Here is a 22,477-nt window from a genome sequence, read left to right on the forward strand (position 1 = left end):
GCCGTGGGGCGGCGTATTGGCTGGTTTGAAGAGGCGGACGGCGGCACGCTGTTTCTCGATGAAATCGGCGATCTGCCCCTGCCTTTACAGGTCAAGTTGCTGCGCGTGTTGCAGGAACAGGAAGTGGTGCGCGTAGGCTCGCGCAAGCCGATCAAGATCAATATTCGCCTGGTCACGGCCACCAACATCGACCTGGAGCAGGCGGTGGAGGCGGGTAATTTCCGTCTCGATCTGTTCTACCGTATCAATGTCGCGCAGGTGCAGGTACTGCCGCTGCGTCAACGGCCATTGGATATTCTGCCGCTGGTGGAACACTTCCGCCGGCTGTACAGCGCCAAGCTGAAAATCGCCGAGCCAATGCTTTCCGAATCCGCCACCCAGGCGCTGCTGGACTACCCGTGGCCGGGCAATATCCGCGAGCTGGAAAACGTGGTGCACCTGGCGCTGCTGGTGGCGGGTGACAAACCGATCATGCCCAGCCACTTGAAATTCTCCGCCGGGCTCAGCGCCTTGCATGGCAATGCCAACAACAGCGCGCCGCGCATCCCCCAGGAGGTGATGCGCGAGCAGCTGCTGCGCTTGTTCGACGTGCCGGGGGATACCCTGCTGCACGATATTGAAGACCTGATCGTGCGCGAGGCGTTTGCGTTTTGTGGGTTCAACCAACTGCGCACGGCGGACTTGCTGGGGATCACCCGCAATGCCATGCGTACGTTGCTGGTCAATCACGGGATGCTCAAGGGGCGGGTGAAACCCTGAAGTAGCTGTTTCCTACTTTGCTCAACGAAAATCTACCGGCAGGCTCCGTAGGTTCTGATCCAGTTCAGTTCGGGTTACCTACATCTTTTTGGTGGGAGCCGAGAGAAGATCGAGCTCCACACTAGGGAAGGGGTGCTGCCTTGATTTCGCGCGCAAGCAATACGTTTCAGTCTATTGAACAGTTTCAGCATCGTGATGACCGTGGTCATGGCATCCGGCACAACGGCCTGCCGTCCAAAACCTCCGAGGCCGCTGCCCTGCAGCTCTTGCGAAAAAGTCCCGGTTGGCCGGACATAAATGGCAATGGTCGCTATGACGTGACCTACGAATTTCGTACCCCGCCTCAAGACAGGGCCAGCAAGCAATTGGGTAAAACCGGGTTTACCCACGTATTGGACAACCAGCGGCAGCAGATCCGGCTCAGTGTGCAATCCATCGAGGATGTCGCACGCCTCACATTTACCGAGGCTCCACGCGCAACCGGCAGTGAGGGGCACATTACCCTCGGCAATTACGCGCATAAAATCGATACCAAAGGCTACGCCTACAGCGGTAACTCCCATGCCGTGCTGCCCAAACCAGGGCAATCGCACGGTGGGGATGTATGGTTCGTGGTCAAAGAAGGCGATAGCAGTATCGCCCATGCAACCCTTGGCGATGCCGGAAGGCATACCATCATCCATGAGTTGGGCCATGCCCTGGGGCTAGCCCACCCCGGCGACTACAATGGCACGCTCGATCCAGCCAGCGTCGGCTATCACGAGGACTCCCAAAGCCATACCCATATGAGCTATCGAGGTGAGCGCACCGGCTACATGCATCACGGCGGCTTGCGTTCCTCGGCGCCACAGCTCGACGACATCAGCGCTTACCAGGCGCGCTACGGCGCCAATCACGCAACCCGCAAAGACGACACCACCTATGGTTTCAACTCCAACACACAACGGGATTTTTTGAGTATCAGCAGCGCGGATCAGCAGAGGGTCGCGGCGATTTGGGACGGCGGTGGCAATGACACACTGGACTTCTCCGGCTATGGGCAGGATCAACAGATCAGCTTGAAAGAGGGCACCTTCTCCGACGTCGGCGGCCTCAAGGGCAATGTCTCGATTGCCTACGGCGCACTGATCGAGAATGCCATCGGCGGTAGCGGCGATGATTTGCTGGTGGGCAACGCGGTGGCCAACCAGCTTACGGGTGGAGAGGGCAGTGACCGGTTGTACGGCGCAGGTGGCGCGGATGAACTGCGGGGCGGCAAGGGCAAGGATGTATTTGTGTACGGCAGCCTCGGTGAATCGACCCAGGGCAGCATGGACCGGATCATGGACTTTGTCAGCGGTGAAGACACGGTGGATGTTTCAGGGATTACCGCCAGGCTGGGCGCGCCGCTGACGTTCGTCAGCGCATTGTCCGGGGCCAGCGGTGAGGCGATCATCGACTATAACCCGGTGCTGCAGATGAGTACTTTGCAGATCTGCGGCAAGCCGGGTGAGCCGAACTTAATTGTGTTGGTGGAGGGAGCGCTAAAACCGGGCGATATCGTGAGCTGATTACCGGCCGCCCTGGCGTAACAACGCCTGGAACGCGTGCTGCACCCGGGGCTCATCACTGAGGGCCACGTTAAAGCGCATCGAATCCCGATGCACCGGGTCGTAGCCGAACAGCGTGCCCGGTGCCAGCACCATGCCCTGCTTCAATGCCTTCTGGGCCAACAGCTCGCCGTTGACCCCCGGGGGCAGGCGCGCCCAGATAAACATTCCGCCTTCATAGCCCATCGGCAGTTCGCAGCCGCAGCGCTTGAGCCATTGTTCAACGCGCCCGCCGGCTTCCAGCAAGCGCTGGACCATGCGCTTGCGGTGCTTGGCGTAGCTGCCTTCGCTGAGCATGCGGTAGACGATTTGCTCGAACAGCTCCGAGGTCACGCCGCCGCTCATCAATTTCATATTGGTCAGGTTGGCCGCCAATTGCGGCGCGGCCACCACATAGCTGACACGGGCGTTGGCGCTGAGGATCTTGGAGAAGCCTGACAGGTAGGTGACCTGATCCAGGCCGGCGAGGGCGGCCAGGCGCGGCGGTGGGTTGGGGTGCAGATCGCCGTAAAGGTCATCCTCGATGATATGGCAGTGGTAGTGCTGGGTCAGTTGCAGCAGGCGAAACGCCTGGCTGGGGCTGAACGAATGTCCGGTGGGGTTGTGCAGGACGCTGGTGGTCAGGTACAGGCTGGGCCGGTGTTCGGCCAGCAGCTGTTCGAGCGCAGTAAAGTCGAAACCGTGGGGGTGCCGTTCGAGGGTCACCACCTTGACGCCGTGCAACGCCAGGTTGGCGTGGAAGTTGAAATAGCACGGCGCGTCCAACAGCACGGTGTCGCCGGGCCGGGCGAGCAGGCGCAGGAGCATGTCCAGGCCTTGCACGGTGTTGGGGGTGGTGATGATCTGCTCCACCGATACTGACAGGCCGTCGCCGTGCAGTTTGTGTTGCAGCGCCTGGCGCAACGGCAGCAGCCCGGCCGGCGTGCCCAGCCCGGCGATGCGCAGTGCCGGCGCACGCACCACGCTGCGCATGGCCTGGCGGATCGCGTCGTTGTCCAGCCACTGCTCGGGCAGGTGCCCGCCGCCGGGGCGCAGGTCACCGTGCACCGTGGCCAGGGGCCGGCGCAGTACGCTGAGCAAGTCCTGCGGCAACAGGTCGACCCAAGCGGTCGAGGCAGGGCGTGCGATGTCGGCTGCGACGAAGTAGCCACGGCCCTGGCTGGAGGTGAGCAGGTTGCGCCCGCGCAGGCGGTCCAACGCCTCATTGAGGGTGAATTTGCTGACGCCCACCACCTCGGTCAGTTCACGTACCGAAGGCAACTTGCTCCCCGGCGCCCATTCCCCGTGCTCGATGGCTTGGCTGAACGCGTCGACGATCTGCTGCACCTTGGGCTTGCCGGGCACAAAGGCGATGGCGGATACAAACATAAACCTTCCTTGTGTTTGCCGGAGATTTTACCGGTAAAGTCTGGGCGGATTAGGCCTTACTTTACCTGCCCTGTGCAACGCCGCTTGCCTAGACTGCGAGCCTTCTCATCAAGGTCCCAGGCCATGACCAGTGCATTGACGCTCTCTTCGTTTGTCTACTTCCTGCTGTTTTGCGCGACCATGACCTTCAGCCCCGGCCCCATGACCCTGTTGCTGCTGAGTCTGGGGCTCAAGGCCGGCCTGCGCAGTTCGATTCCGGCGCAACTCGGCGCCAGTCTGTCGTACCTGATTTCGATCCTGGTGTTTGCCGTAGGCTTCTCGGAACTGATCAAGGGCAACCTGGCGATCACCCAGGCCATCCAGTTCGTCGGCGTGGCCTACATCCTCTACCTGGCCTACAAGCAGTGGACCAGCAGCGGCGTGTCGCTGGACCAGGCGGCCGCCGTGGAGGGCGCGCGTAGCCTGTTCGGCAAGGGCTTGTTGACCGGGTTCTCCAACCCCAAAACCATCATCATGTTCAGCGCTGTTTTCCCACAGTTCGCCGGGGCAGGCGAGCACAGTTCGATGGTGGATATCGCCATCCTTGGGCTGACGTTTCTGCTCCTGCAATTCGCCAGTGGCTGCTTGTATTGTTACTTCGGGCAGCGCATCAAACACCTGCTGGAAAACCCCAGACGCCGCGTGCTGCTACAGCGAGCCACCGCCGTATTGCTGTTGGGCGTAGCGCTGATGCTGGCGCGCGGCTTTTCTCACTGAGTTGTGCGAGTTTATGCACGGTAGTGGCGATCTGCCCGCGCCCTGATAGACTCCAGGCATTCCTTCAGGATTTACCCCACCATGTCAGCTGCAGAAGGAAACGGCCTTGCGCTCGCTTCACGGCTGTACAGATCCCGCACCCTGGGGCTGACGCTCGGCTTTGTGTGCGTGGTGTTTGGCATGTACCCGTTGGACCCGGCCTGGTGTGTGTGGGCCTGGATGCTGATCAACGCCTTCGTCTGGCCGCATCTGGCATTTCGCCTATCGTTGCGCAGCGCCCACACACTGCGCAGTGAGCGGCGCAACCTGATGTTCGATTCGTTTTGCGGTGGGTTCTGGGTCGGCGCCATGCATTTCAACCCACTGCCCGCCGTGACCACGCTGTCGATGATGACCATGAATAATGTGGCCATCGGCGGCCCCCGATTCATGCTGGCGGGCTGGGTGGCGCAGGCGCTGGGCATCGGCGCGGCGCTAATGGTTTTCAGCCCTGCATTCATCGCCGTGACCACGCAGGCCCAGCTGTATGCCTGCCTGCCGATGCTGATGCTGTACCCGCTGGCGTTGGGCTGGATCTGTTACCGCCAGGCCGTGACATTGGCCCGCCACAAGCGCGAACTGCTGGCCCTGAGCCGCACCGACAGCCTGTCCGGCCTGCTCAACCATGGCGCCTGGAAGGATCATTTGGAGATCGAATTCCAACGCTGCCGCCGCGAACAACAGGGCGCGGCGATAGCGCTGATCGACATCGATCATTTCAAGCTCATCAACGACACGTACGGCCACGTCACCGGCGATATTGTGCTGCGCCAACTCAGCAAAGTGCTACGCCAGAACCTGCGGGCCACCGACCTGGCCGGGCGTTATGGCGGCGACGAATTCTGCGTGATCCTGCCGGGCATGCCGCTGCACCGTGCGACCGAAGTGATGGACGCCTTGCGCGATCGCTTCAACGCGCTGGCCTATGCTCAGGACCCGACCCTGCGCGCCAGCTTGAGCATTGGCTTGGCGCCGTATCAACCTGAGCATGCCGATTCCACCAGTTGGCTCAACGACGCCGACCAGGCGCTGTACGAAGCCAAGAGCAGCGGGCGTAACCGTGTTAGTTCGGTACAGGTGAGTTGGTTGCGATCGGTCTAGTGGGGTAGGGTGTGGCCGCGCCTCTCAATAAAAATAAGGATCGGCTCATGTTCTTTAACTTTTCACGTACCCTCTTGGCCGCCACCCTGGCCTTGTCCTTCGTCATGCCGGCCTACAGCGCCGAACCCCACAAGCAGATCCAGGCTGACGCCGAGCTGTACAAGGCCGACGCTTTGAAACTGCTCGAACGTCTGGTGAATATCGATTCGGGTTCCGGCTACAGGCAGGGCCTGACCCAGGTCAGCGACATTGCCGTCGACGAACTCAAACAGCTGGGTTTCACGGTTGAACTGTTTCCGGATGCTGCAGCCAACAGCAGCCATGTGATCGCCACCCTCAAGGGCACCGGCAAGGCCAAGATCCTGCTGATGGCGCACATGGACACGGTGTTCAAGGAAGGCTCGGCCGCCGAGCGCCCGTTCCACATCAAGGACGGCCGCGCCCATGGCCCCGGTGTATCGGACGACAAAGGCGGTATCGTCGCTGGCATCTACGCACTCAAAGTCCTGAAAAACCAGGGCTTCAAGGACTACGCGCAAATCACCTTCCTACTCGACGCCAGCGAAGAAGTCGACTCCGCCGTCGCCTTCGAGCTGATCCGCAAAACCGCCAAGGCCCACGACGTGACCTTGAACCTTGAGCCCGGCCGCCCAGCCGACGGCCTGGTGGTCTGGCGCAAAGGCAGCGCCACCGCCGTCGTCGACGTCAAAGGCAAAGCCTCTCACGCCGGCGGCGCCCCGCAATTGGGGCGCAACGCCGCCATGGAAGCGGCGCACCAGATCTTGCAGCTGGGCAAGTTGGGCGACGAACAAAAGCAAACCACCATCAATTTCACCGTGATCCAGTCCGGCGAGCGCATAAACGTGATTCCTGACCAGGCCACGGCCAAGGCAGACGTGCGCGCGGCCTCACCGGAAGAGTTTGACCGCATCGAAAAAGACCTCGCCCGGGTGTCGGCCAATAAATTGATCCCGGACACTGAAGTGACGACCAGCTTGCAACGTGGTTTGCCGCCGATGCCGCAAACGCCCGAGTCGGACAAATTGGTGGTGATTGCCCAGCAGATCTATGGGGAGCTGGGGAAAAAGTTGACGATTGAAGGCAGCGGCGGGGCGGCCGATTCCAGTTTGTCAGCCGGGGTTGGCACCCCGACGTTGGATGGGTTTGGGATGGTGGGCGGGAATGCTCATACAGTCGGGGAGTATGTTGAGGTGGAGAGTGTGGCGCCGCGGATCTACTTGTTGAGCCGGATGATTATGGAGCTGTCGACGCGGTGATTTGATTGGCGGGCTCAGCCTTGCTTAGGGCTGCCCCCGCTTTTTTCTGGCAAGTGAGCTTCTTGTGGCGAGCGAGCTTGCTCGCGTTGGGCTGCGCAGCAGCCCTAAATCAGACACCGCCTATCTTCCTGAAACACCGCAGCGTCGCGACTGGGGCCGCTTCGCGGCCCAACGCGAGCAAGCTCGCTCGCCACAGGGAGTGGGGGGTGTCAGTGAGGTGGGTGGTGGTCTTACCATGTAGAAGGGTCTTCGAGGCTGGCTTTTTGGAGATCGTCTTTCCAAATGATTTGAGCGAGTAGAAAAATATCTTTTAAGAAGTCTCTAGGGCTCTCAAGCTCGTACCATTCTAATCTTGGCCATGAGGCTGCTTCGTCTTCATTAATTTCGAACAAGCTCTGAAAGTTATAACTTTCATCGTTCAAGTTTAACTCCAAAGTCTTAGTTAGAGTGTATTTATGTCTATACGATAAATAGCTCAAGTTCAGAGCGTGGTTTTTTATGAGGTCGTATCGGTCTGCCTCTCCATTTGGGTTATATTTTCCCAGCTCTAAGCCTAACTCCTGCTCTCGGTCGTAGACATCAAATGCGCCAATAAACTACTTCGGGCTGGGATCGAACGGCTCATTGAGAAATGGATCTTTCAGCATTATTTCTTCTCGGCAGGGAATGCAGTGAATGCCCTGGAATTATCTTTTTTATCAAACTTTACTTGGGATCAATTCAGGTTTTATTACGGTGCGGGTTATCATGATCTTCTTATTGAGTCGGTAGCCTCGTCCTGCGCCAGGCAACTCTAGTTTGAGTGTAGGGTTTTGATTGTGGTCCTTACCATTGAAAGAATCTAATCCACAAGAATCGCGCGTCAAGGCTTTGTTCAAGAAACGTATTGCAATAGCTTGTCGCTGTTGGCCTTGAAGTCCCCAGAAGCTTTCAGCCCACTCGTCAAAGGTGTTCAGGCATTCGCGGAAGCCGCGGAAGACGCCTTCGATATCGGGCGCCTTTGCATTCATGGGGGGCAGGGCCAACCGGCCAATTGCCGGGTTCAAGACCGAACCCCACCCACCCAAACACCAACAAGAAAAACCATCTGCAATCCCTCGCGCTGTGTGATCAGGCGAAGGACTTTGCAGAGGTTTTCAGGTGATATCTGTAGTGCTTATCCGGCCGTTACGTGGGATTGATCGACAGTTTTTGTCTTCTCCCGCCCAAGCACCAAACTGCACAGCGCTGGCAGGAACAACAGCGTCAACACCGTACCCACCAGCACGCCGCCAATCAGCACGTAGGCCAGGGACGACCAGAACACCGACAGTGTCAGCGGGATAAACGCCAGCGCCGCCGCCAGCGCAGTCAAAATCACCGGGCGCGCACGGCGCACGGTGGCTTCGATGATTGCCTCGCGGGTCGCCATGCCGTGCTCCTGGTTCTGGCGGATCTGGTCGGTAAAAATCAGCGTGTTGCGCATCAGAATCCCGCCAATACCAATCAAGCCCAGGATGGCGTTAAAGCCGAACGGCTGGTTGAACAGCAGCAGCGTCGGCACCGCGCCGATCAGGCCCAACGGCGCGGTGGCGAAGACCATGAACATCACGCCGAAGGAGCGCACCTGGAACATGATCACCGTGAGGGTCAGCAGGATCATGATCGGGAACAGCGCCGCCAGGGCCACGTTGGCCTTGGCGCTTTCTTCCACCGGGCCGCCGATGTCGATCTGATAACCGGCGGGCAGCGTGGCGATCAGCGGTTGCAGGTCTTTGTACACGGCCATTTCCACGTCGGGCGGTTGCACGCCGTCAATGATGTCGGCACGCACCTCCACGGTGCTGGCGCGGTTGCGCCGTTTGAGGATCGGTTCTTCCATCACTGCCTGGAAATGCCCGACCTGGGCCAGCGGCACCGACGTGCCGGCGCTGTTGGTCAGGGTCATATTGTTGAGGTTACCGAGGTCCTCGCGCTGGTTGCCCTGGGCCCGTGCGACCACCGACACCGTGCGGTTGCCTTCGCGCACTTCGGTGATCGGGTTGCCGCTGAGCAGGGCGTTGAGTTGGGACTTGACCTCGTTGGGGGTAAAACCCAGCAGGCGCAGGCGGTCCTGATCCAGTACCAGGCGATAGCCACTGGTGCGCTCGCCCCAATCGAGGAAGGCGTCCTTGGTCAGGGTGTTGGCGGCGACGACCTGGCGCACTTGCTCGGACACACCCCGCAGCACATCCACATTCGGCCCGGAAACACGGAACACGACCGGAAACGGTACTGGCGGACCGAACAGCAATTGCGTCACGCGGACCCGCGCCGAGGGGAATTCACCTGCAGCAATCCGCTCACGCATACGTAGCTTCAGCGCGTCGCGGGCGTGGGAATCCGGAGTCTGTACGATCAGCTTGGCAAATGCCGGGTCCGGCAACTCTGGGTTCAGCGACAGGAAGAAGCGTGGCGCGCCGCCGCCCACATAAGTGTCGACCATGCTGGTCTGCGGCTCTTGCAGCAGGGCTTTTTCCAGCTGCGCAGCCACCGCCTCGGTGCTTTTGAAGGCGCTGCCGGGCGGCATATACACCTCAAGGATCAGCTCGGAGCGGTCAGAGTTGGGGAAGAACTGCTTCTTCACCACGCCCATGCCCACTACGCACAGCACAAACGCCGCCACTACCAGCCCGGTTACCAGCCAGCGCCCACGTACACAGGCCTCCACCACGCTGCGCAACTTTTGGTAGTAACGCCCGGCATAGATCGCATCATGGCCGCCGGGCACGGGTTTGATATTTGGCAGCAGTTTCACCCCCAGGTACGGTGTGAACACCACCGCCACCAGCCAAGAGGCGATCAACGCAAAGCCGACGATCCAGAAGATATTGCCGGCATATTCCCCGGCACCCGAGCGCGCAAAACCTACCGGCAGAAAGCCGATGATGGTCACCAGCGTGCCGGTCAGCATCGGCGCGGCTGTGGAACTCCAGGCGAAGGTGGCAGCGTGGATCCGGTCAAAGCCTTCTTCGAGTTTTACCACCATCATCTCGATGGCGATGATCGCGTCGTCCACCAGCAGCCCGAGGGAAATGATCAGTGCGCCGAGGGTGATGCGGTCGAACTCACGCCCGGTCAGCAGCATGATCACAAACACCACCGACAAGGTCAGCGGCACCGCAGCGGCCACCACCAGCCCGACGCGAAAGCCCAGCGCCAACAGGCTGATGATCATCACTACGGCCAAGGCGACGAAGAACTTCAGCATGAATTCATTCACCGCCAGGCTGATGTTTTTCGCCTGGTCGGAGACTTTGACGAAGTTCACCCCCAGCGGCAGGTCTGCCTGGATCCGGGCTTCCTGGGCCTTGAGGCTCTTGTCCAGGTCCAGGCCGTTCCAGTGTTTTTCCATGATCACGCCAAGCATCAATGCCGGGTCGCCCTGGTGGCGGATACGGTAGCTGGGCGGGTCTTCATAGCCGCGGCTGACGGTAGCCACGTCGGCGATGCGCAGCACACGTCCGTTGACTTCCAGCGGCACGTTTTCGATCAGCGCCAGGCTGTCAAAGGCCCCGTCGATACGAATGTAAGCCCGCGCGCCGGCCGTTTCGACAAAGCCCGACGGCGCTACGGCGTTCTGCGCGGCGAGGGCGGCGAAGATCTGCTCGGGCTTGATACCCAGAGTCGCCAAGCGCTCGTAGGAAAACTCGACAAAGATCCGCTGGGCCTGCTCGCCGAGGATATTGACCTTCTTCACACCCGGCAGGTTGAGCAGCCCCTGGCGCAGTTCTTCGGCCATCTGCACCTGTTGCCGATGGGGCAGGTGCTCGGCTTCGAGGGCGTACAGGGCAAAGTACACATCGGAATATTCATCGTTGAAAAACGGTCCGATCACGCCGTTGGGCAGTTTCGCCGCTTCGTCGCTGAGTTTTTTGCGGGTCTGGTAGAACAGGTCCTGGATCTCGCTGGGGCGCGTGGATTCTTTGTAGGTCATGCGCATCGACACAAAACCCGGTTGGGCGATGGTTTCGACGCGATCGTAGTAGTCCAGCTCCTGCAGGCGCTTTTCCAGACGGTCGGCCACTTGCTCCTGCATTTCCTCGGCGGTGGCGCCTGGCCAGGGGCGGTGATGGTCATGACCTTGACGGTAAACGAGGGGGCTTCGGCGCGCCCCAGCTTGCCGAACGAGAAGATCCCGGCGGCGAGGATCGCAATGATCAGAAACAGCGTGACTGCGCGATGCTTGACCGCCAGTTCAGAGAGGTTGATACCGCGCATGTTCAGTTGTCCTGTTTGCGGTTGAGGGCCAGCACCTGGGCGGGCAGCAGGCGTACCGCGTCGCCGCTGTGCAGCAGGTGCGCACCGAGGGCGACGATGGTTTGGCCGGGCGTTACGCCGCTGTCGAGCAGGGCATCTTCCTGGCCCAGGCTGGCGACCTTGACCGGGGCGAAGCTGACCTTGTCGTCGGCGCCGATCACCCACACGCCCGTGCCTTGCCCGGCGTCCTGCAACGCACCGATGGGCACGCGGGTTTGCTGGGCCTGGCCGTTGCCTTGCAGGCGCACGGTGATGGTCGAGCCGAGGGCGAAACGGTCGACGGCGCCGTGCAACACGTAGCGGGCGCGGTAGGTGCGGGTGGCAGGGTCAGCGCTGGCGGACAGTTCACGCAGGGTCGCTGTCACGGCCTGATCGGGGGCGCCAAACGGGAAGGCCAGGGCTTTTTGCGCGGCCAGCTCGCGCTGGTTTTCCGGCAGGTTGACGATCGCCTCGCGGGCGCCGTCATGGGCCAGGCGCGCGACGATCTGGCCTTCAGCGACCACTTGGCCACGGTCCACCCGTACGTCGGTGATGATGCCGTCGCCGTCGGCCTTGAGCACCGAGTAGGTGCGGCGGTTTTCGACCTGGCTGGCATCGGATTGTGCCGAGGCCAGCTCGGCCTGGGCGACGCGCAGGTTGGTGGCCGATTGGTCGAAGATCTGCCGTGACACCGCGCCGGTACTGGCCAGACGTTGATAGCGGTTTTCATCGTCACGGCGCTGGGTCAACTGGGCCTGGGCGGCGTTGACGCGGTTTTTCGCCGAGCGCAGGGCCAGTTCGAAGTCGCCGATGTCGAGCACCAGCAGGGTGTCGCCACGCGAGACGTGTTGGCCGGGGTCGACCTTGCGTTCGATGACTTTGCCGCTGACCCGAAAGCCCAGGTCGCTTTCGGTGCGAGCCGCCACCACACCGGTGTAGGCACTTTGCTGAGTGCCGGCGGCTTCGACCTTGGCGGCGAGTACCGGGCGCGGTTGCGGGGCTTGCGCGGCGGTGTCGGCCTGGCTGTTACAGCCACTGAGGATGATCAACAGGGCCAGGGGCGTGAGAAGACGCAGGGGAAGAGGGTGCATGGCGGGCTCCGGGGTTAGCACTGGACAAAAAATTATGGACATAATTTTTCGCTCATATTATGGTCGAAATATAAATTAATCCAGCCCCCCGGAGACTCACCATGCCGACCGCCCCGGCGCCTTCGCGCAGTCTGTTGTTTTTACTGGTGGCCCTCACGGCGCTCGGTGAAGTCTCGACTCAATTAATCATCCCCGGCCTGGGCGCTATCGAGCAGGCGCTGCTGGCGCCGACCGGTTCGGCGTTGCTGGCGTTGTCGGCGTTTGTCGCCGCTTTTGGTCTGGGGCAGCTGGTGTTCGGGCCGCTGTCCGACCGCATCGGCCGCCGCCCGGTACTGCTCGGCGGCCTGGCGCTGTATGTGCTGGCGACGTTGTCGATGCTGCTGGTCAGCGATATCCACCAATTTATCGCCGCCCGCGTGCTGCAAGGCCTGGGCGCTTGCGCCGCATTGGTACTGGCGCGCACGGTGGTGCGGGATGTGTGGAAGGCTCAAGCGGGGCCGGCGCTGGCCTTGACCATGATCGGCATGCTCTATGCCATTGTCGTCGCGCCGATGGTGGGCGGGCTGCTGATCAAACTGTTGGGTTGGCAGGCGCCGATCCTGTTGGCGCTGGCGATTGGCAGTGGGGTGTTGCTGCTGGCGCTGCTGTTCTTTCGCGAAAGCAACCACCACCTCGACCCCAGCGCTGGCCACTGGCGCACCCTCGGCGGGCAATACCTGGACTTGCTCAAGGGCCGTCAATACCGCGCGTTCGCGGTGGCGCTGGCGTGCACGTACGGCGCCATGTTTGCGGTGATCGCCGGTTCATCGGCGGTGTTTATCGACCTGTTGGGGTTCAGTAGCCTGGAGTACGGCATCAACTTTGGGGTGATCGTGTCGATGCTGATCATCGGCTCCACCTATACGCGGCGTAACATCCTGCGCCTCGGCCCCCAGCGGATTGTGGCAATGGGCGTCGCGTTGGTGGCCTTGGGCGGGGTATTGGCAGTGGTCATTTATGCGCTGTTTGGCCTGTCGGCAGTGGGGCTGGATATTCCGATCGCCCTGGCCACCCTCGGCCGTGGCTTGGTATTGCCCGGTTCGGTCACCGGCGGCGTGATGCCCAATGCTCATCGCGCAGGGTTGGCGGCCGGGCTGATGGGGTTTGCGCAGATGTTCGGCGCCACCTGCAGCGGCCTGCTGCTGAGCCAACTGCGCGATGGCAGCGCAACACCGATGATCATGATCCAGGGCGGTTTTGCGCTGCTGGCCCTGGTGGCTTTTCAGCTGTTGCGCGAACGGCGTGCAACGCTGGTGCCGACGGCTTGAGTTGTCACACTTTGTCCAAGTTATCCGGGGCTGGATGATTACGATTCTCTTTTGAGTCTAATCCTAAGGTCTTCGCCCATGCTGCCTGCTTTTCGTTTCTCGCCCCTGGCGCTGCTGGTTGCCGCCAGTCTCCACGCCCACGCGGATGAGCCCGTTGCACTGGAACTCAATGATGTTGTGGTGACGGCGTCCGGTTTTGCCCAAAGCGTGGAAGACGCGCCGGCCTCCGTCACGGTGATTGATGGCGAGACGCTGCGACGCAAGTCCTACCGCGACCTCGGTGATGCAGTGCGGGATGTGGAAGGCGTGACGGTTAACGGCGGCGCGAACGAAACCGACATCTCTATCCGCGGCATGCCGGCCGACTACACGTTGATCATGGTCGACGGCAAGCGCCAAAGCGCGCGCGAGTCGCGCGTCAACGGCAACAGTGGCTACGAGCAGAGCTTCGTACCGCCGGCGGCTGCCATCGAACGGATCGAAGTGGTGCGCGGGCCGATGTCGTCGTTGTACGGGTCAGATGCCATCGGCGGGGTGATCAACGTGATCACGCGCAAAGTCTCGCCAACCTGGGGAGGCTCCATCGGCTACGACTATTCGGCGCGCCAGCACAGTGACCAGGGCAATGCGCGCCAGACCCAGTTTTACCTCAGCGGCCCGCTCAAGGAAGACTTCCTCGGCTTGCAGGTATGGGGCCGTTACCTGGATCGCCAGGCCGACAACGACATCGAGCAGACCAATGGCTTCAGCAAGGCTGACCACCGTGACCTCACCGCGCGGCTGGCCTTCACCCCGACCGTCGACCACGACATCCTGCTCGAAGCCGGCGCCACGCGGCTGAAAAATGGCGATGGCATGAGCGCCAACTGGGCCACCCGCGAGCAGCAGAACAACCGCGATCACTGGTCGCTGTCGCACCAGGGCCGCTGGGGCTGGGCCACGTCGGACATCGCGCTGTCCCAGGAAACCTCCAGCCGCGAAGGCAAGGCCACCCCGGCGCAAACCGACATCTACGGGCGCAAGCCCGAGGTCAAGAACACCGTGTTCGACGCCAAGCTGGTGGTGCCCACCGCGCATAACGTCAGCACCGTTGGCCTGCAATGGAATGAAAGCGAACTGACCGACTGGAACCAGGGCCTTGGGGATCGCGTCGACTATAAATTCTCGGTGGTGCAAAAAGCCCTATTCGCCGAAAACGAGTGGTCGGTCACCGACAGCTTCGCCCTGACCACCGGCCTGCGCCTGGATGAGCACGAAGAATACGGCGCGCACTTGAGCCCGAGGGTCTACGGCGTATGGCGCGCCACCGATCAGTGGACCCTCAAGGGCGGCATCGCACGTGGCTTCAAAGCGCCCGAGCTGCGCGCGGTGGTCGAGGACTACGCTTACCTGCGTCGCAACCGCTTCGTGATGTTCGGCAACCCGGACCTCAAGCCCGAGACCAGCACCAACTATGAAGTGTCGGCGCTGTGGAGCAACCGCGACAACCTGTCGGGTGGCGTGACGCTGTTCTACAACGACTTCCAGGACAAGCTCTCCACCGTCACCACCGACCGGGTCTGGAACGGTTACATCGTGATGGACCGGGTCAACGTCGACAAGGCGATCATCCAGGGCGTGGAGCTGAACGGCCAGTGGGACATCACGCCCAGCGTGCTGCTCAAGGCCAACTACACCTACACCGACTCCGAGCAGAAAAGCGGCGCCAACAAAGGCGCGCCCCTGGCCCTTACGCCAGAGCAAAAAGCCAATGTGCGCACCGAATGGGCGATCAACGACCGCACCCAGGCCTGGGCCTCGCTGAGTTACTACGGTGAAGAAACCGGCAACACCTTGACCACCGACAAACCGGCGCCGGGCTACACCACCGCCGACCTCGGTGGCTCGTTTGATGTGACCGATTCACTGACCCTCAACGCCTCCCTCAACAACCTCACCGACAAGCGCCTGGACGATGAAACCTACGGCACGGTGAACTACGGTCGTACGCTGTGGATGGGCGCCACGCTCAACTTCTAAAGCGCCGCCGGTAATCGCACCACCGCGCACAGGCCGGCCGGTGGGCGATTCTCCAGCACCAGCGCGCCGCCATGGGCCTGGATGCACGAACGTGCAATCGCCAGGCCCAGTCCCACGCCACCGTCGCTGACGCCGCGTTGTACGAAGGGTTCGAACACTTTGCTCAACCAAGCCTCGGGCAAGCCTTGGCCGTGGTCGAGAATCTCGATGCGCAACCAACCACTGTCCTCGCGGTACAGGCTTACGCTCGCGTCCCCTGCGTGGTGCAAGGCGTTGTCGACCAGGTTGGTCAGCGCGCGCTTGAGCGCCAGCGGTCGGCAGGTCAGCAGCAGCGCTGAAGCGCCGGCCCATTCGACGGGTTGCTGCAGCCGCTGGTAACGCTTGGCCAAGTCATCCAGCAGGCCGCTCAGGGACACCGTGGCTGTGGCTTCCTGTACGGCATCGTCGCGCACGAAATTCAGGGTTTCGCGCACCATCGCACTCAATTCCGCAAGGCTTTCAAGCATGTCATCGCGGGCTGCGCCAGGCGCCAGCAATTCAACTTGCAGACGCAACTCGGTGATCGGCGTATTGAGGTCATGGCTGACCGCCGCGAGCATCCGCGTGCGGCCTTCGACATGCCGCGCAAGGTTGGCTTGCATGGTGTTGAAAGCAGCAGTGAGATCGCGGGCTTCCTGCGGGCCGCGTTCAGGCAGCGGTGCAATCCATTCACCGCGGCTGACACGCTCGGTGGCTTGGGCCAGGGTCTTGACCGGGCGCACCACTCGGGTGATGAAAAACATCACGATCAGCAGCACCGGCAGGGTGGTCACGGGCAGGCTGTAGGCCAGGACACGGCCCCACTCATAGGCGCCGGCGGGAAACTGCACGGCGTTCAGGTACATCCCGTTTGGCAGTGCGACGCTGCTGCGCAGGCGCAATGGCGCCCAGCCAGCGGGGCTGAATACGTGGGTACGGGCGTCGGCGCCGCTGACGCGCTCCAGTTGCATGCCGATGGCATCGGCACTGTCCAGTTGCAAACGCTCGCGCAGCTCGTTGGCCAGGCGCTGTTCTTCCGGGCGCTGTTCAAAGGGGCTCACGTCCGGCGTCGGGGCCATCCAGAAGCGCGCGCCGTCGGTGCTCATGGCGGCCAGCAGGTGGGCGGTTTCGACCGCGCTCAGATCCAGCGCCGTGTGGTGCGCGGTGCTCAAGCGCTCGAGGCTGAAACTGCGCGATAACGGGTGAATCAAGCTGCCGGTACGCTGCAGAAACAACATCGCAATGGCGTTGGACGCCAGCAGTGCCAGCAGCAACAACAGGCTCAACTGGCCTGCCAGGGTGCGCGGCCATAACCTGCTCAGGGTGTGCATTCAGTGACCTCGGCGGCCAACAGGTAACCGCCGCCCCAGATGGTGCGCAGCAGGTCCAGGGTTGCATCGCCCTGGGCCAGCTTGCGGCGCAGGCGGCTGACCTGGCGGTCGATGGCGCGGTCGCTGACGTCGCTGTCGGCGGCGGCGGTCAGGTCGATCAAGCGCTCGCGGGGCAGCAGGGTGTTGGGGTGCGCGAGGAACACTTGCAGCAGCCGGCTTTCTACGGTGCTCAGTTGGATCGCCAGGCCGGCGTCGCGGCGTAAGGTGGCGCTGGTCACACTGAAATGCCAGCCGGCAAACCGGTAGGCCTGCGGGCCACCGCTGGGGGCGGCGGGCCCGGTGTTGCGGCCCTGGCGGCGCAATACGCTGTTGATACGTGCCACCAGTTCGCGCGGCTCGAAGGGTTTGGTCACGTAGTCGTCGGCGCCCAGGTCCAGGCCACGCACACGGTCGGCGGCGCTGTCGCGGGCGGTCAGCAGGATCACCGGCGTGTTGCTGCGCCGATGTAACTGGTTGCACAGTTCGAAGCCATCGCCATCCGGCAGCAACACGTCGAGCACCACCACATCGAACGCCTGCGTCTTGAGCAGTTGCCACATGCCGGCCGCGTCTTCGGCAGTGCGCACATCAAAGGTGTGGCGACGCAGGTAGGTGGCCAAGGGTTCGCGGATTTTGCGGTGGTCATCCACCACCAGCACACGCGGTGCGACAGGCGCAGGGGCAAACGGCATTGCAGCCCTCGGAAGGTTGAGCGGGAGAGGGCGGATATTACTACGAGTCATTATCATTAACGCTGTTTTTGTGCTGCCGCTTGGGCGCGTCGTTCTACCAGTGGAACGCTCAGCGTTGTTTTTGCCGACTAGCGCCAAATTGCGCTGAGTTTTAAGGTGTATGCACTTTGGAGGAACACCATGAAAAAACTCATCGGCATCTACACCAGCCCTCGCGCCCATTGGGTCGGCGATGGGTTCCCGGTGCGCACGCTGTTTTCCTACGACAACCTGGGCAAACACATCAGCCCATTTCTGTTGCTGGATCACGCCGGTCCGGCGGATTTCGCCCCGACCGAGCAACGTCGCGGCGTCGGCCAACACCCGCATCGCGGCTTCGAAACCGTGACCATCGTCTATGACGGTGAAGTCGAGCACCGCGATTCCACCGGCGCTGGCGGCAAAATCGGCCCTGGCGATGTGCAATGGATGACCGCCGCCAAGGGCATTCTTCACGAGGAGTTCCATTCCCAGGCCTTTGCCCGTAAAGGCGGTGCACTGGAGATGGTGCAGTTGTGGGTCAACCTGCCGGCCAAGGACAAAATGGCCGATGCGGGTTACCAGACCCTCGTCGACGCGCAGATCCCCTTGCTTTCGCTGGCTAACGACGCCGGCCACCTGCGCCTGATCGCCGGCGAGTTCGCGGGTACCCGGGGGCCGGCCCGCACCTTCACGCCGATTGACGTGTGGGACCTGCGCCTCAACGCCGGCAAGCCCGTAACCCTGGACCTGCACGCCGGGCGCAACACCGCCCTGGTGATCCTGCAAGGCACGGTGCTGATCAACGGTGAGGAGGTCGCGCGCCCCGGGCAATTGGCGTTGTTCGAGCGCGATGGCCGCCAACTCACGCTGGAGTCCAACGATCAGGCCAAGGTGCTGCTGCTGAGCGGTGAACCGATCGACGAGCCCATCGTCGGCCATGGCCCGTTTGTGATGAACACCGAGCAGGAGATTCATCAGGCGTTTGCCGACTTCCAGTCCGGCAAATTCGGGCAAATGCAAAGCTAACGCCCGGGTGTAATCCCTGTGGGAGCGGGCTTGCTCGCGAATACGGTTGGCCAGTCAATGTTTGTGTGACTGATGCACCGCATTCGCGAGCAAGCCCGCTCCCACATTTCGTTCTGCGCTATACCCGATACTTCCAATTCGTGCGATCTTCTCGGCATTCGCCCTGGAGTCGCCTGGATGCCCTCATTTATCGCTGATCACCCGATGCTATGCGCCCTGGCGCTGATCTTTATCGACATCGCCGTGTGGCGCCTTATCTCGGCCGAACTCGCCAACTGGAAGCTGGCGGCGCGGTTGGCGATCTTCGCGGTGTTCAGCGCAGTATTGTTCAACGACGGCATGAACCCGATGCAGTTGGCGCCCTACGCGGACAACACCGCGTTGCACCTGGCCGCCACGGCCTTGCAGATCGGCTGGTGGCTGTTTGCGGCGCGCACGCTGACGGTGTTGCTCGGCGCGGTGATGATGCAGCGGGTCGGCCACACCGGGCGGCTGTTGCAGGACCTGATGGGCGCGGTGATTTTCCTGATCGCGATCATCGCAGCCATGGCCTACGTGCTCGACCTGCCGGTCAAGGGCGTGCTCGCCACCTCCGGCGCGGTGGCGATCATCGTCGGCCTGGCGTTGCAAAGCACCTTGAGCGACGTGTTTTCCGGGATCGTGCTCAACACCACCAAGCCTTATCAGCTCGATGACTGGATCTCCATCGACGGCACCGAAGGTCGGGTCACCGACATCGACTGGCGCGCCACGCGCCTGCAGACCTCCCAGGGCAGCATGGCGGTGATCCCCAACTCACTGGCGGCCAAGGCCAAGATCATCAACTTCTCGCGCCCGGCGGACATGTTCGGCCTGGCGGTCAGCCTGCAAGTCAGCCCCCATGCCCGGCCGCAAATCGTGATCGAAGCGCTGGAGCGCGCGATGCAGGGTTGCCGGCCGCTGCTGGCCAAGCCCGCGCCCAGCGTGGCGTTCAAAACCTCCGCCAGTGGCGGCGTCGAGTATGAAATCAGCGGGTTCGTGCCGGCCATGGCCCTCAAGCGTGAGGTGCGCAACCAGCTGTATGACCTGGCGTTCCGGCACCTGCAGGCGGCGGGCGTCGGGGTATTGTCGGCCACCGAGAGCGGCGCGCCGCCGGCCATGTCCGCCGCGCGGGCGTTGCTGGAGCGCTCGTCGATTTTCTCGACGCTGCGCCAGGAAGAAAAAGACACCTTCAGCCAGAACATGACCCTGCACACCTACCGCGTCGGCGAGGTGATCCTGCCGTCCGGGGAGGTCAGCGATCATTTGTTTATCGTCGAGTCCGGGGTGGTGTCGGTGATGCTGACCAAGGGCGGCCATAAATTCGAGGCGGGTCGCATGGGGCCCGGCGAGGTGATTGGCGAGGCCGGGATTCTCTCGGATGAGGCCGCGCTGGCGGACTTTTGCGCCAAGACCTTTTGCACGCTGTACCGCATCGAGAAGGCGTACCTGAAACCGTGCCTGGATGCGCGACATGACATCAGCGAGGCGATGAAGGCACTTTTGGATTTCCGCCAGCACGCCGCGCAGGCCCTGACTGAGGAGGCGCCGGTGGTGCCGGTCAAGAAGGGCTTCCTGCAGTGGCTGCGCAAGCGCGGCCTTTGAATGCCGGGTGCAGGTTGACGGGATGTTGCACCGTACCGGTTGCGACAAATTCGGCGCGTTGCTCGGCGACCAATCCCGGATCGGTGCGAATGCGGTGCTGGCACCCGGCGCGATATTGGCACCGGCCAGCGTGGTCGGGCGCGCGCAATTGTTCGACGCCGAGGCGTCGTTATAAACGCAACGTTGAAAAGAGCATGGTGTAGCGGCGCGATATTAAATAGAATGAATCTCATTTGAGACTCACTCGCGCCGCGCAGGTTGCTTGCCATGAATGATGCCGTTGTCCCTACGCACGCCCCGGAACTGACCTTGTCGAGCTTGTACCGTGACCACCGCAGTTGGCTGGAAAGCTGGCTGCGGCGGCGCCTGGGCAATGCCTGGGATGCGGCGGACCTGAGCCAGGATACGTTCCTGCGGGTGCTGGCCAGTGCCCAACCGCTGGCGCAGATGCAGGAGCCCAGGGCGTACCTGGTGACCGTCGGCAAGCGTTTGCTGGTCAATTTCCATCAGCGGCGCAGCCTCGAACACGCCTACCTGAACGCCTTGGCCACCTTGCCGGAGGCCAGCGTGCCGTCGCCTGAACAGCGCTGGCTGGTGCTGGAAACCCTGCAGGCGCTGGATGAATTGCTCGATGGCTTGCCAGCCGTGGTCCGCCGCGCGTTTCTGTGGAGTCAGCTGGAAGGCCTGCGGTATCGAGAGATTGCCGAGCGTCTGGAGGTGTCCGAGCGCACCGTGAAGCGCTACATGGCGCAGGCTTACGAACATTGCCTGCTGGTGGACCTGTGAGCCGCGACGTCGCGCGCGCCGCTGCCCAGTGGCTGGCGTTGCTGGAATCCGGCGCAGCCACCGAGCGCGACCACGCCGCCTTGCAGCACTGGCGCGACAGTCACCCCCAGCACGAGCAGACCTGGCAGAAAGCCCAATCCTTGCGCCAGCGGTTCAGCGGGTTGCCCCAGGCCTTGGCCATGGCCAGCCTCGACCGCCCGCAACCTGGCCGCCGCGCCGTGCTCAAGCGTGCCCTGGGCGTGGCCGCGCTGGTGCCGGCCGCCTGGTTGATCAGCCGCCAGTTGCCCATCGACAGCTGGCGTGCGGACCTGCACACCGCCACCGGGGAGCGCAAACGCATGCCGCTGGCCGACGGCGCCAGCCTGCAACTCAATACGGCTAGCGCTGTGGATGTGGACCTGGCCCAGCGGCGCATCACCCTGGTCGACGGTGAACTGGCACTGAACGTACCCGGCGCGGCAGCGATGACCGTGCAAACCCGCTACGGCCAGCTGCGTGTCAGCCAGGCCCAGGTCTGCGTCCGGCAAATGGCCTCGGGTTGTTTGGTGTCTGTGCTCAAAGGCGCGGTGCAGGTGCGGGACCTGAACGGGCAGTTGGCGACGTTGCAGGGCGGCCAGCAAGCGCCCTTGCAAGCCAGCGGGCTGGGCGCCTGGGCCCCGTTTGACGTGCAGCAACTGGGCTGGCGCGACGGCGTATTGACTGCGCAGAACCAACGGTTGGGGGATTTCTTGCGCGAGCTGGAGCGTTATCGTCCTGGCGTGTTGCGCTGGGACCCGAGCCTGGAAGCCCTGCGGGTGACCGGCAGTTTTCGCCTCGACGACACCGACCGCATCCTCAACCTGCTGGCCTCCACCCTGGGGCTTGAGGTGCAAGCGCGCACACGCTACTGGGTAACCCTGCGCAAAACCACCGCCTGACAATGTGGCGAGCGGGCTTGCCCGCGTTGGAGTGCGCAGCGCTCCCAGGTTTTGGGGCCGCTGCGCGACCCAACGCGGGCAAGCCCGCTCGCCACGGTATCGGCACCCTGATAGATGATCGACAGTTTGGGAGGTGCAAGCGCGCTACCGGCTAACCCTGCGCCAAACCGCCGCCTGTCAATGTGGCGAGCGGGCTTGCCCGCGTTGGAGTGCGCAGCGCTCCCAGGTTTTTGGGGCCGCTGCGCGACCCAACGCGGGCAAGCCCGCTCGCCACGGGGGGCTGCATCCTGATAGATATTTGGGAGGTGCAAGCGCGCTACCGGCTAACCCTGCGCAAAACCACCGCCTGACAATGTGGCGAGCGGGCTTGCCCGCGTTGGAGTGCGCAGCGCTCCCAGGTTTTGGGGCCGCTGCGCGACCCAACGCGGGCAAGCCCGCTCGCCACGGGGTAGGCCCCGGCT

The 22,477-nt window shown here is 62.4% G+C and carries 17 protein-coding genes and 2 pseudogenes; 12 read left to right on the forward strand and 7 right to left on the reverse strand.

Features of this window, described 5'->3' with window-relative positions:
• A partial coding sequence (locus tag GIW02_RS22990; RefSeq protein WP_236422091.1) for a sigma 54-interacting transcriptional regulator occupies positions 1 to 759 on the forward strand: 759 nt, incomplete at its 5' end.
• Positions 760 to 899: 140 nt separating this feature from the next.
• Positions 900 to 2,309 (forward strand): M10 family metallopeptidase C-terminal domain-containing protein, encoded by a 1,410-nt coding sequence (locus GIW02_RS22995; protein WP_236419496.1) that lies wholly within the window; start codon positions 900 to 902, stop codon positions 2,307 to 2,309.
• Here the strand turns inward: GIW02_RS22995 and GIW02_RS23000 are convergent, their stop codons facing one another.
• A complete protein-coding gene (locus tag GIW02_RS23000) occupies positions 2,310 to 3,716 on the reverse strand; it encodes an aminotransferase-like domain-containing protein (protein WP_236422093.1) in 1,407 nt (468 codons plus the stop codon).
• A 123-nt stretch (positions 3,717 to 3,839) separates the two neighbouring features.
• Between GIW02_RS23000 and GIW02_RS23005 the strand changes: the two genes are divergently transcribed.
• From GIW02_RS23005 to GIW02_RS23015, 3 genes are all read left to right on the forward strand, one after another.
• Positions 3,840 to 4,472: a LysE family translocator gene (locus GIW02_RS23005; RefSeq protein WP_236415850.1), complete on the forward strand. Its 633-nt coding sequence runs from the start codon at positions 3,840 to 3,842 to the stop codon at positions 4,470 to 4,472.
• Between the two features lie 81 nt (positions 4,473 to 4,553).
• On the forward strand, positions 4,554 to 5,612 hold the full coding sequence (locus GIW02_RS23010) for a diguanylate cyclase (RefSeq protein WP_236415852.1): 1,059 nt from the start codon (positions 4,554 to 4,556) through the stop codon (positions 5,610 to 5,612).
• A 47-nt stretch (positions 5,613 to 5,659) separates the two neighbouring features.
• On the forward strand, positions 5,660 to 6,889 hold the full coding sequence (locus GIW02_RS23015) for a M20/M25/M40 family metallo-hydrolase (protein ID WP_236415862.1): 1,230 nt from the start codon (positions 5,660 to 5,662) through the stop codon (positions 6,887 to 6,889).
• 230 nt (positions 6,890 to 7,119) lie between these two features.
• On the opposite strand, the gene GIW02_RS23020 is transcribed toward GIW02_RS23015, so the two are convergent.
• The 4 genes and pseudogenes from GIW02_RS23020 to GIW02_RS23035 all read right to left on the reverse strand — a co-directional run bounded on the left by GIW02_RS23020 (position 7,120) and on the right by GIW02_RS23035 (position 12,237).
• Entirely contained in the window at positions 7,120 to 7,311 is a 192-nt protein-coding gene (locus GIW02_RS23020; RefSeq protein ID WP_236415864.1) for a hypothetical protein, read from the reverse strand.
• A gap of 276 nt (positions 7,312 to 7,587) precedes the next feature.
• The gene (locus GIW02_RS23025; protein WP_236415881.1) at positions 7,588 to 7,935 is read right to left on the reverse strand and encodes a hypothetical protein; all 348 of its coding nucleotides are present in this window, start codon (positions 7,933 to 7,935) and stop codon (positions 7,588 to 7,590) included.
• Positions 7,936 to 8,045: 110 nt separating this feature from the next.
• A pseudogene (locus tag GIW02_RS23030) lies at positions 8,046 to 11,128 on the reverse strand (efflux RND transporter permease subunit).
• A gap of 2 nt (positions 11,129 to 11,130) precedes the next feature.
• Complete coding sequence (locus tag GIW02_RS23035) at positions 11,131 to 12,237, reverse strand: efflux RND transporter periplasmic adaptor subunit (protein ID WP_236415883.1); 1,107 nt, start codon at positions 12,235 to 12,237, stop codon at positions 11,131 to 11,133.
• Positions 12,238 to 12,338: 101 nt separating this feature from the next.
• On the opposite strand from GIW02_RS23035, the gene GIW02_RS23040 reads away from it, so the two are divergent.
• Positions 12,339 to 13,544 carry a multidrug effflux MFS transporter gene (locus tag GIW02_RS23040; RefSeq protein WP_236415885.1) on the forward strand — a complete coding sequence of 402 codons (1,206 nt, stop codon included), beginning with the start codon at positions 12,339 to 12,341 and terminating at the stop codon, positions 13,542 to 13,544.
• Positions 13,545 to 13,622: 78 nt separating this feature from the next.
• A complete protein-coding gene (locus GIW02_RS23045; RefSeq protein ID WP_236415887.1) occupies positions 13,623 to 15,563 on the forward strand; it encodes a TonB-dependent receptor domain-containing protein in 1,941 nt (646 codons plus the stop codon).
• On the opposite strand, the gene GIW02_RS23050 is transcribed toward GIW02_RS23045, so the two are convergent.
• Positions 15,560 to 16,879, reverse strand: a complete 1,320-nt coding sequence (locus GIW02_RS23050) for an ATP-binding protein (RefSeq protein WP_236415922.1) — start codon at positions 16,877 to 16,879, stop codon at positions 15,560 to 15,562. The genes GIW02_RS23045 and GIW02_RS23050 overlap by 4 nt on opposite strands.
• 20 nt (positions 16,880 to 16,899) lie before the next feature.
• The gene (locus GIW02_RS23055) at positions 16,900 to 17,643 is read right to left on the reverse strand and encodes a response regulator transcription factor (RefSeq protein WP_236415890.1); all 744 of its coding nucleotides are present in this window, start codon (positions 17,641 to 17,643) and stop codon (positions 16,900 to 16,902) included.
• A gap of 180 nt (positions 17,644 to 17,823) precedes the next feature.
• Between GIW02_RS23055 and GIW02_RS23060 the strand changes: the two genes are divergently transcribed.
• From GIW02_RS23060 to GIW02_RS23080, 5 genes and pseudogenes are all read left to right on the forward strand, one after another.
• Positions 17,824 to 18,690, forward strand: coding sequence for a pirin family protein (locus tag GIW02_RS23060; protein WP_236415899.1), 867 nt, complete (start codon positions 17,824 to 17,826; stop codon positions 18,688 to 18,690).
• Between the two features lie 177 nt (positions 18,691 to 18,867).
• Entirely contained in the window at positions 18,868 to 20,313 is a 1,446-nt protein-coding gene (locus GIW02_RS23065; protein ID WP_236422094.1) for a mechanosensitive ion channel domain-containing protein, read from the forward strand.
• A pseudogene (locus GIW02_RS23070) lies at positions 20,312 to 20,488 on the forward strand (LpxA family transferase); the annotation flags it as partial. The gene GIW02_RS23065 and the pseudogene GIW02_RS23070, both read left to right, overlap by 2 nt.
• 92 nt (positions 20,489 to 20,580) lie before the next feature.
• A complete protein-coding gene (locus tag GIW02_RS23075; protein WP_236415915.1) occupies positions 20,581 to 21,099 on the forward strand; it encodes a sigma-70 family RNA polymerase sigma factor in 519 nt (172 codons plus the stop codon).
• Positions 21,096 to 22,016, forward strand: a complete 921-nt coding sequence (locus tag GIW02_RS23080) for a FecR domain-containing protein (protein ID WP_236415917.1) — start codon at positions 21,096 to 21,098, stop codon at positions 22,014 to 22,016. Before GIW02_RS23075 ends, GIW02_RS23080 begins: the two co-directional genes overlap by 4 nt.
• The last annotated feature ends 461 nt before the right edge of the window (positions 22,017 to 22,477 follow it).

Source organism: Pseudomonas syringae (assembly GCF_021606685.1).
GTDB lineage: Bacteria > Pseudomonadota > Gammaproteobacteria > Pseudomonadales > Pseudomonadaceae > Aquipseudomonas > Aquipseudomonas syringae_R.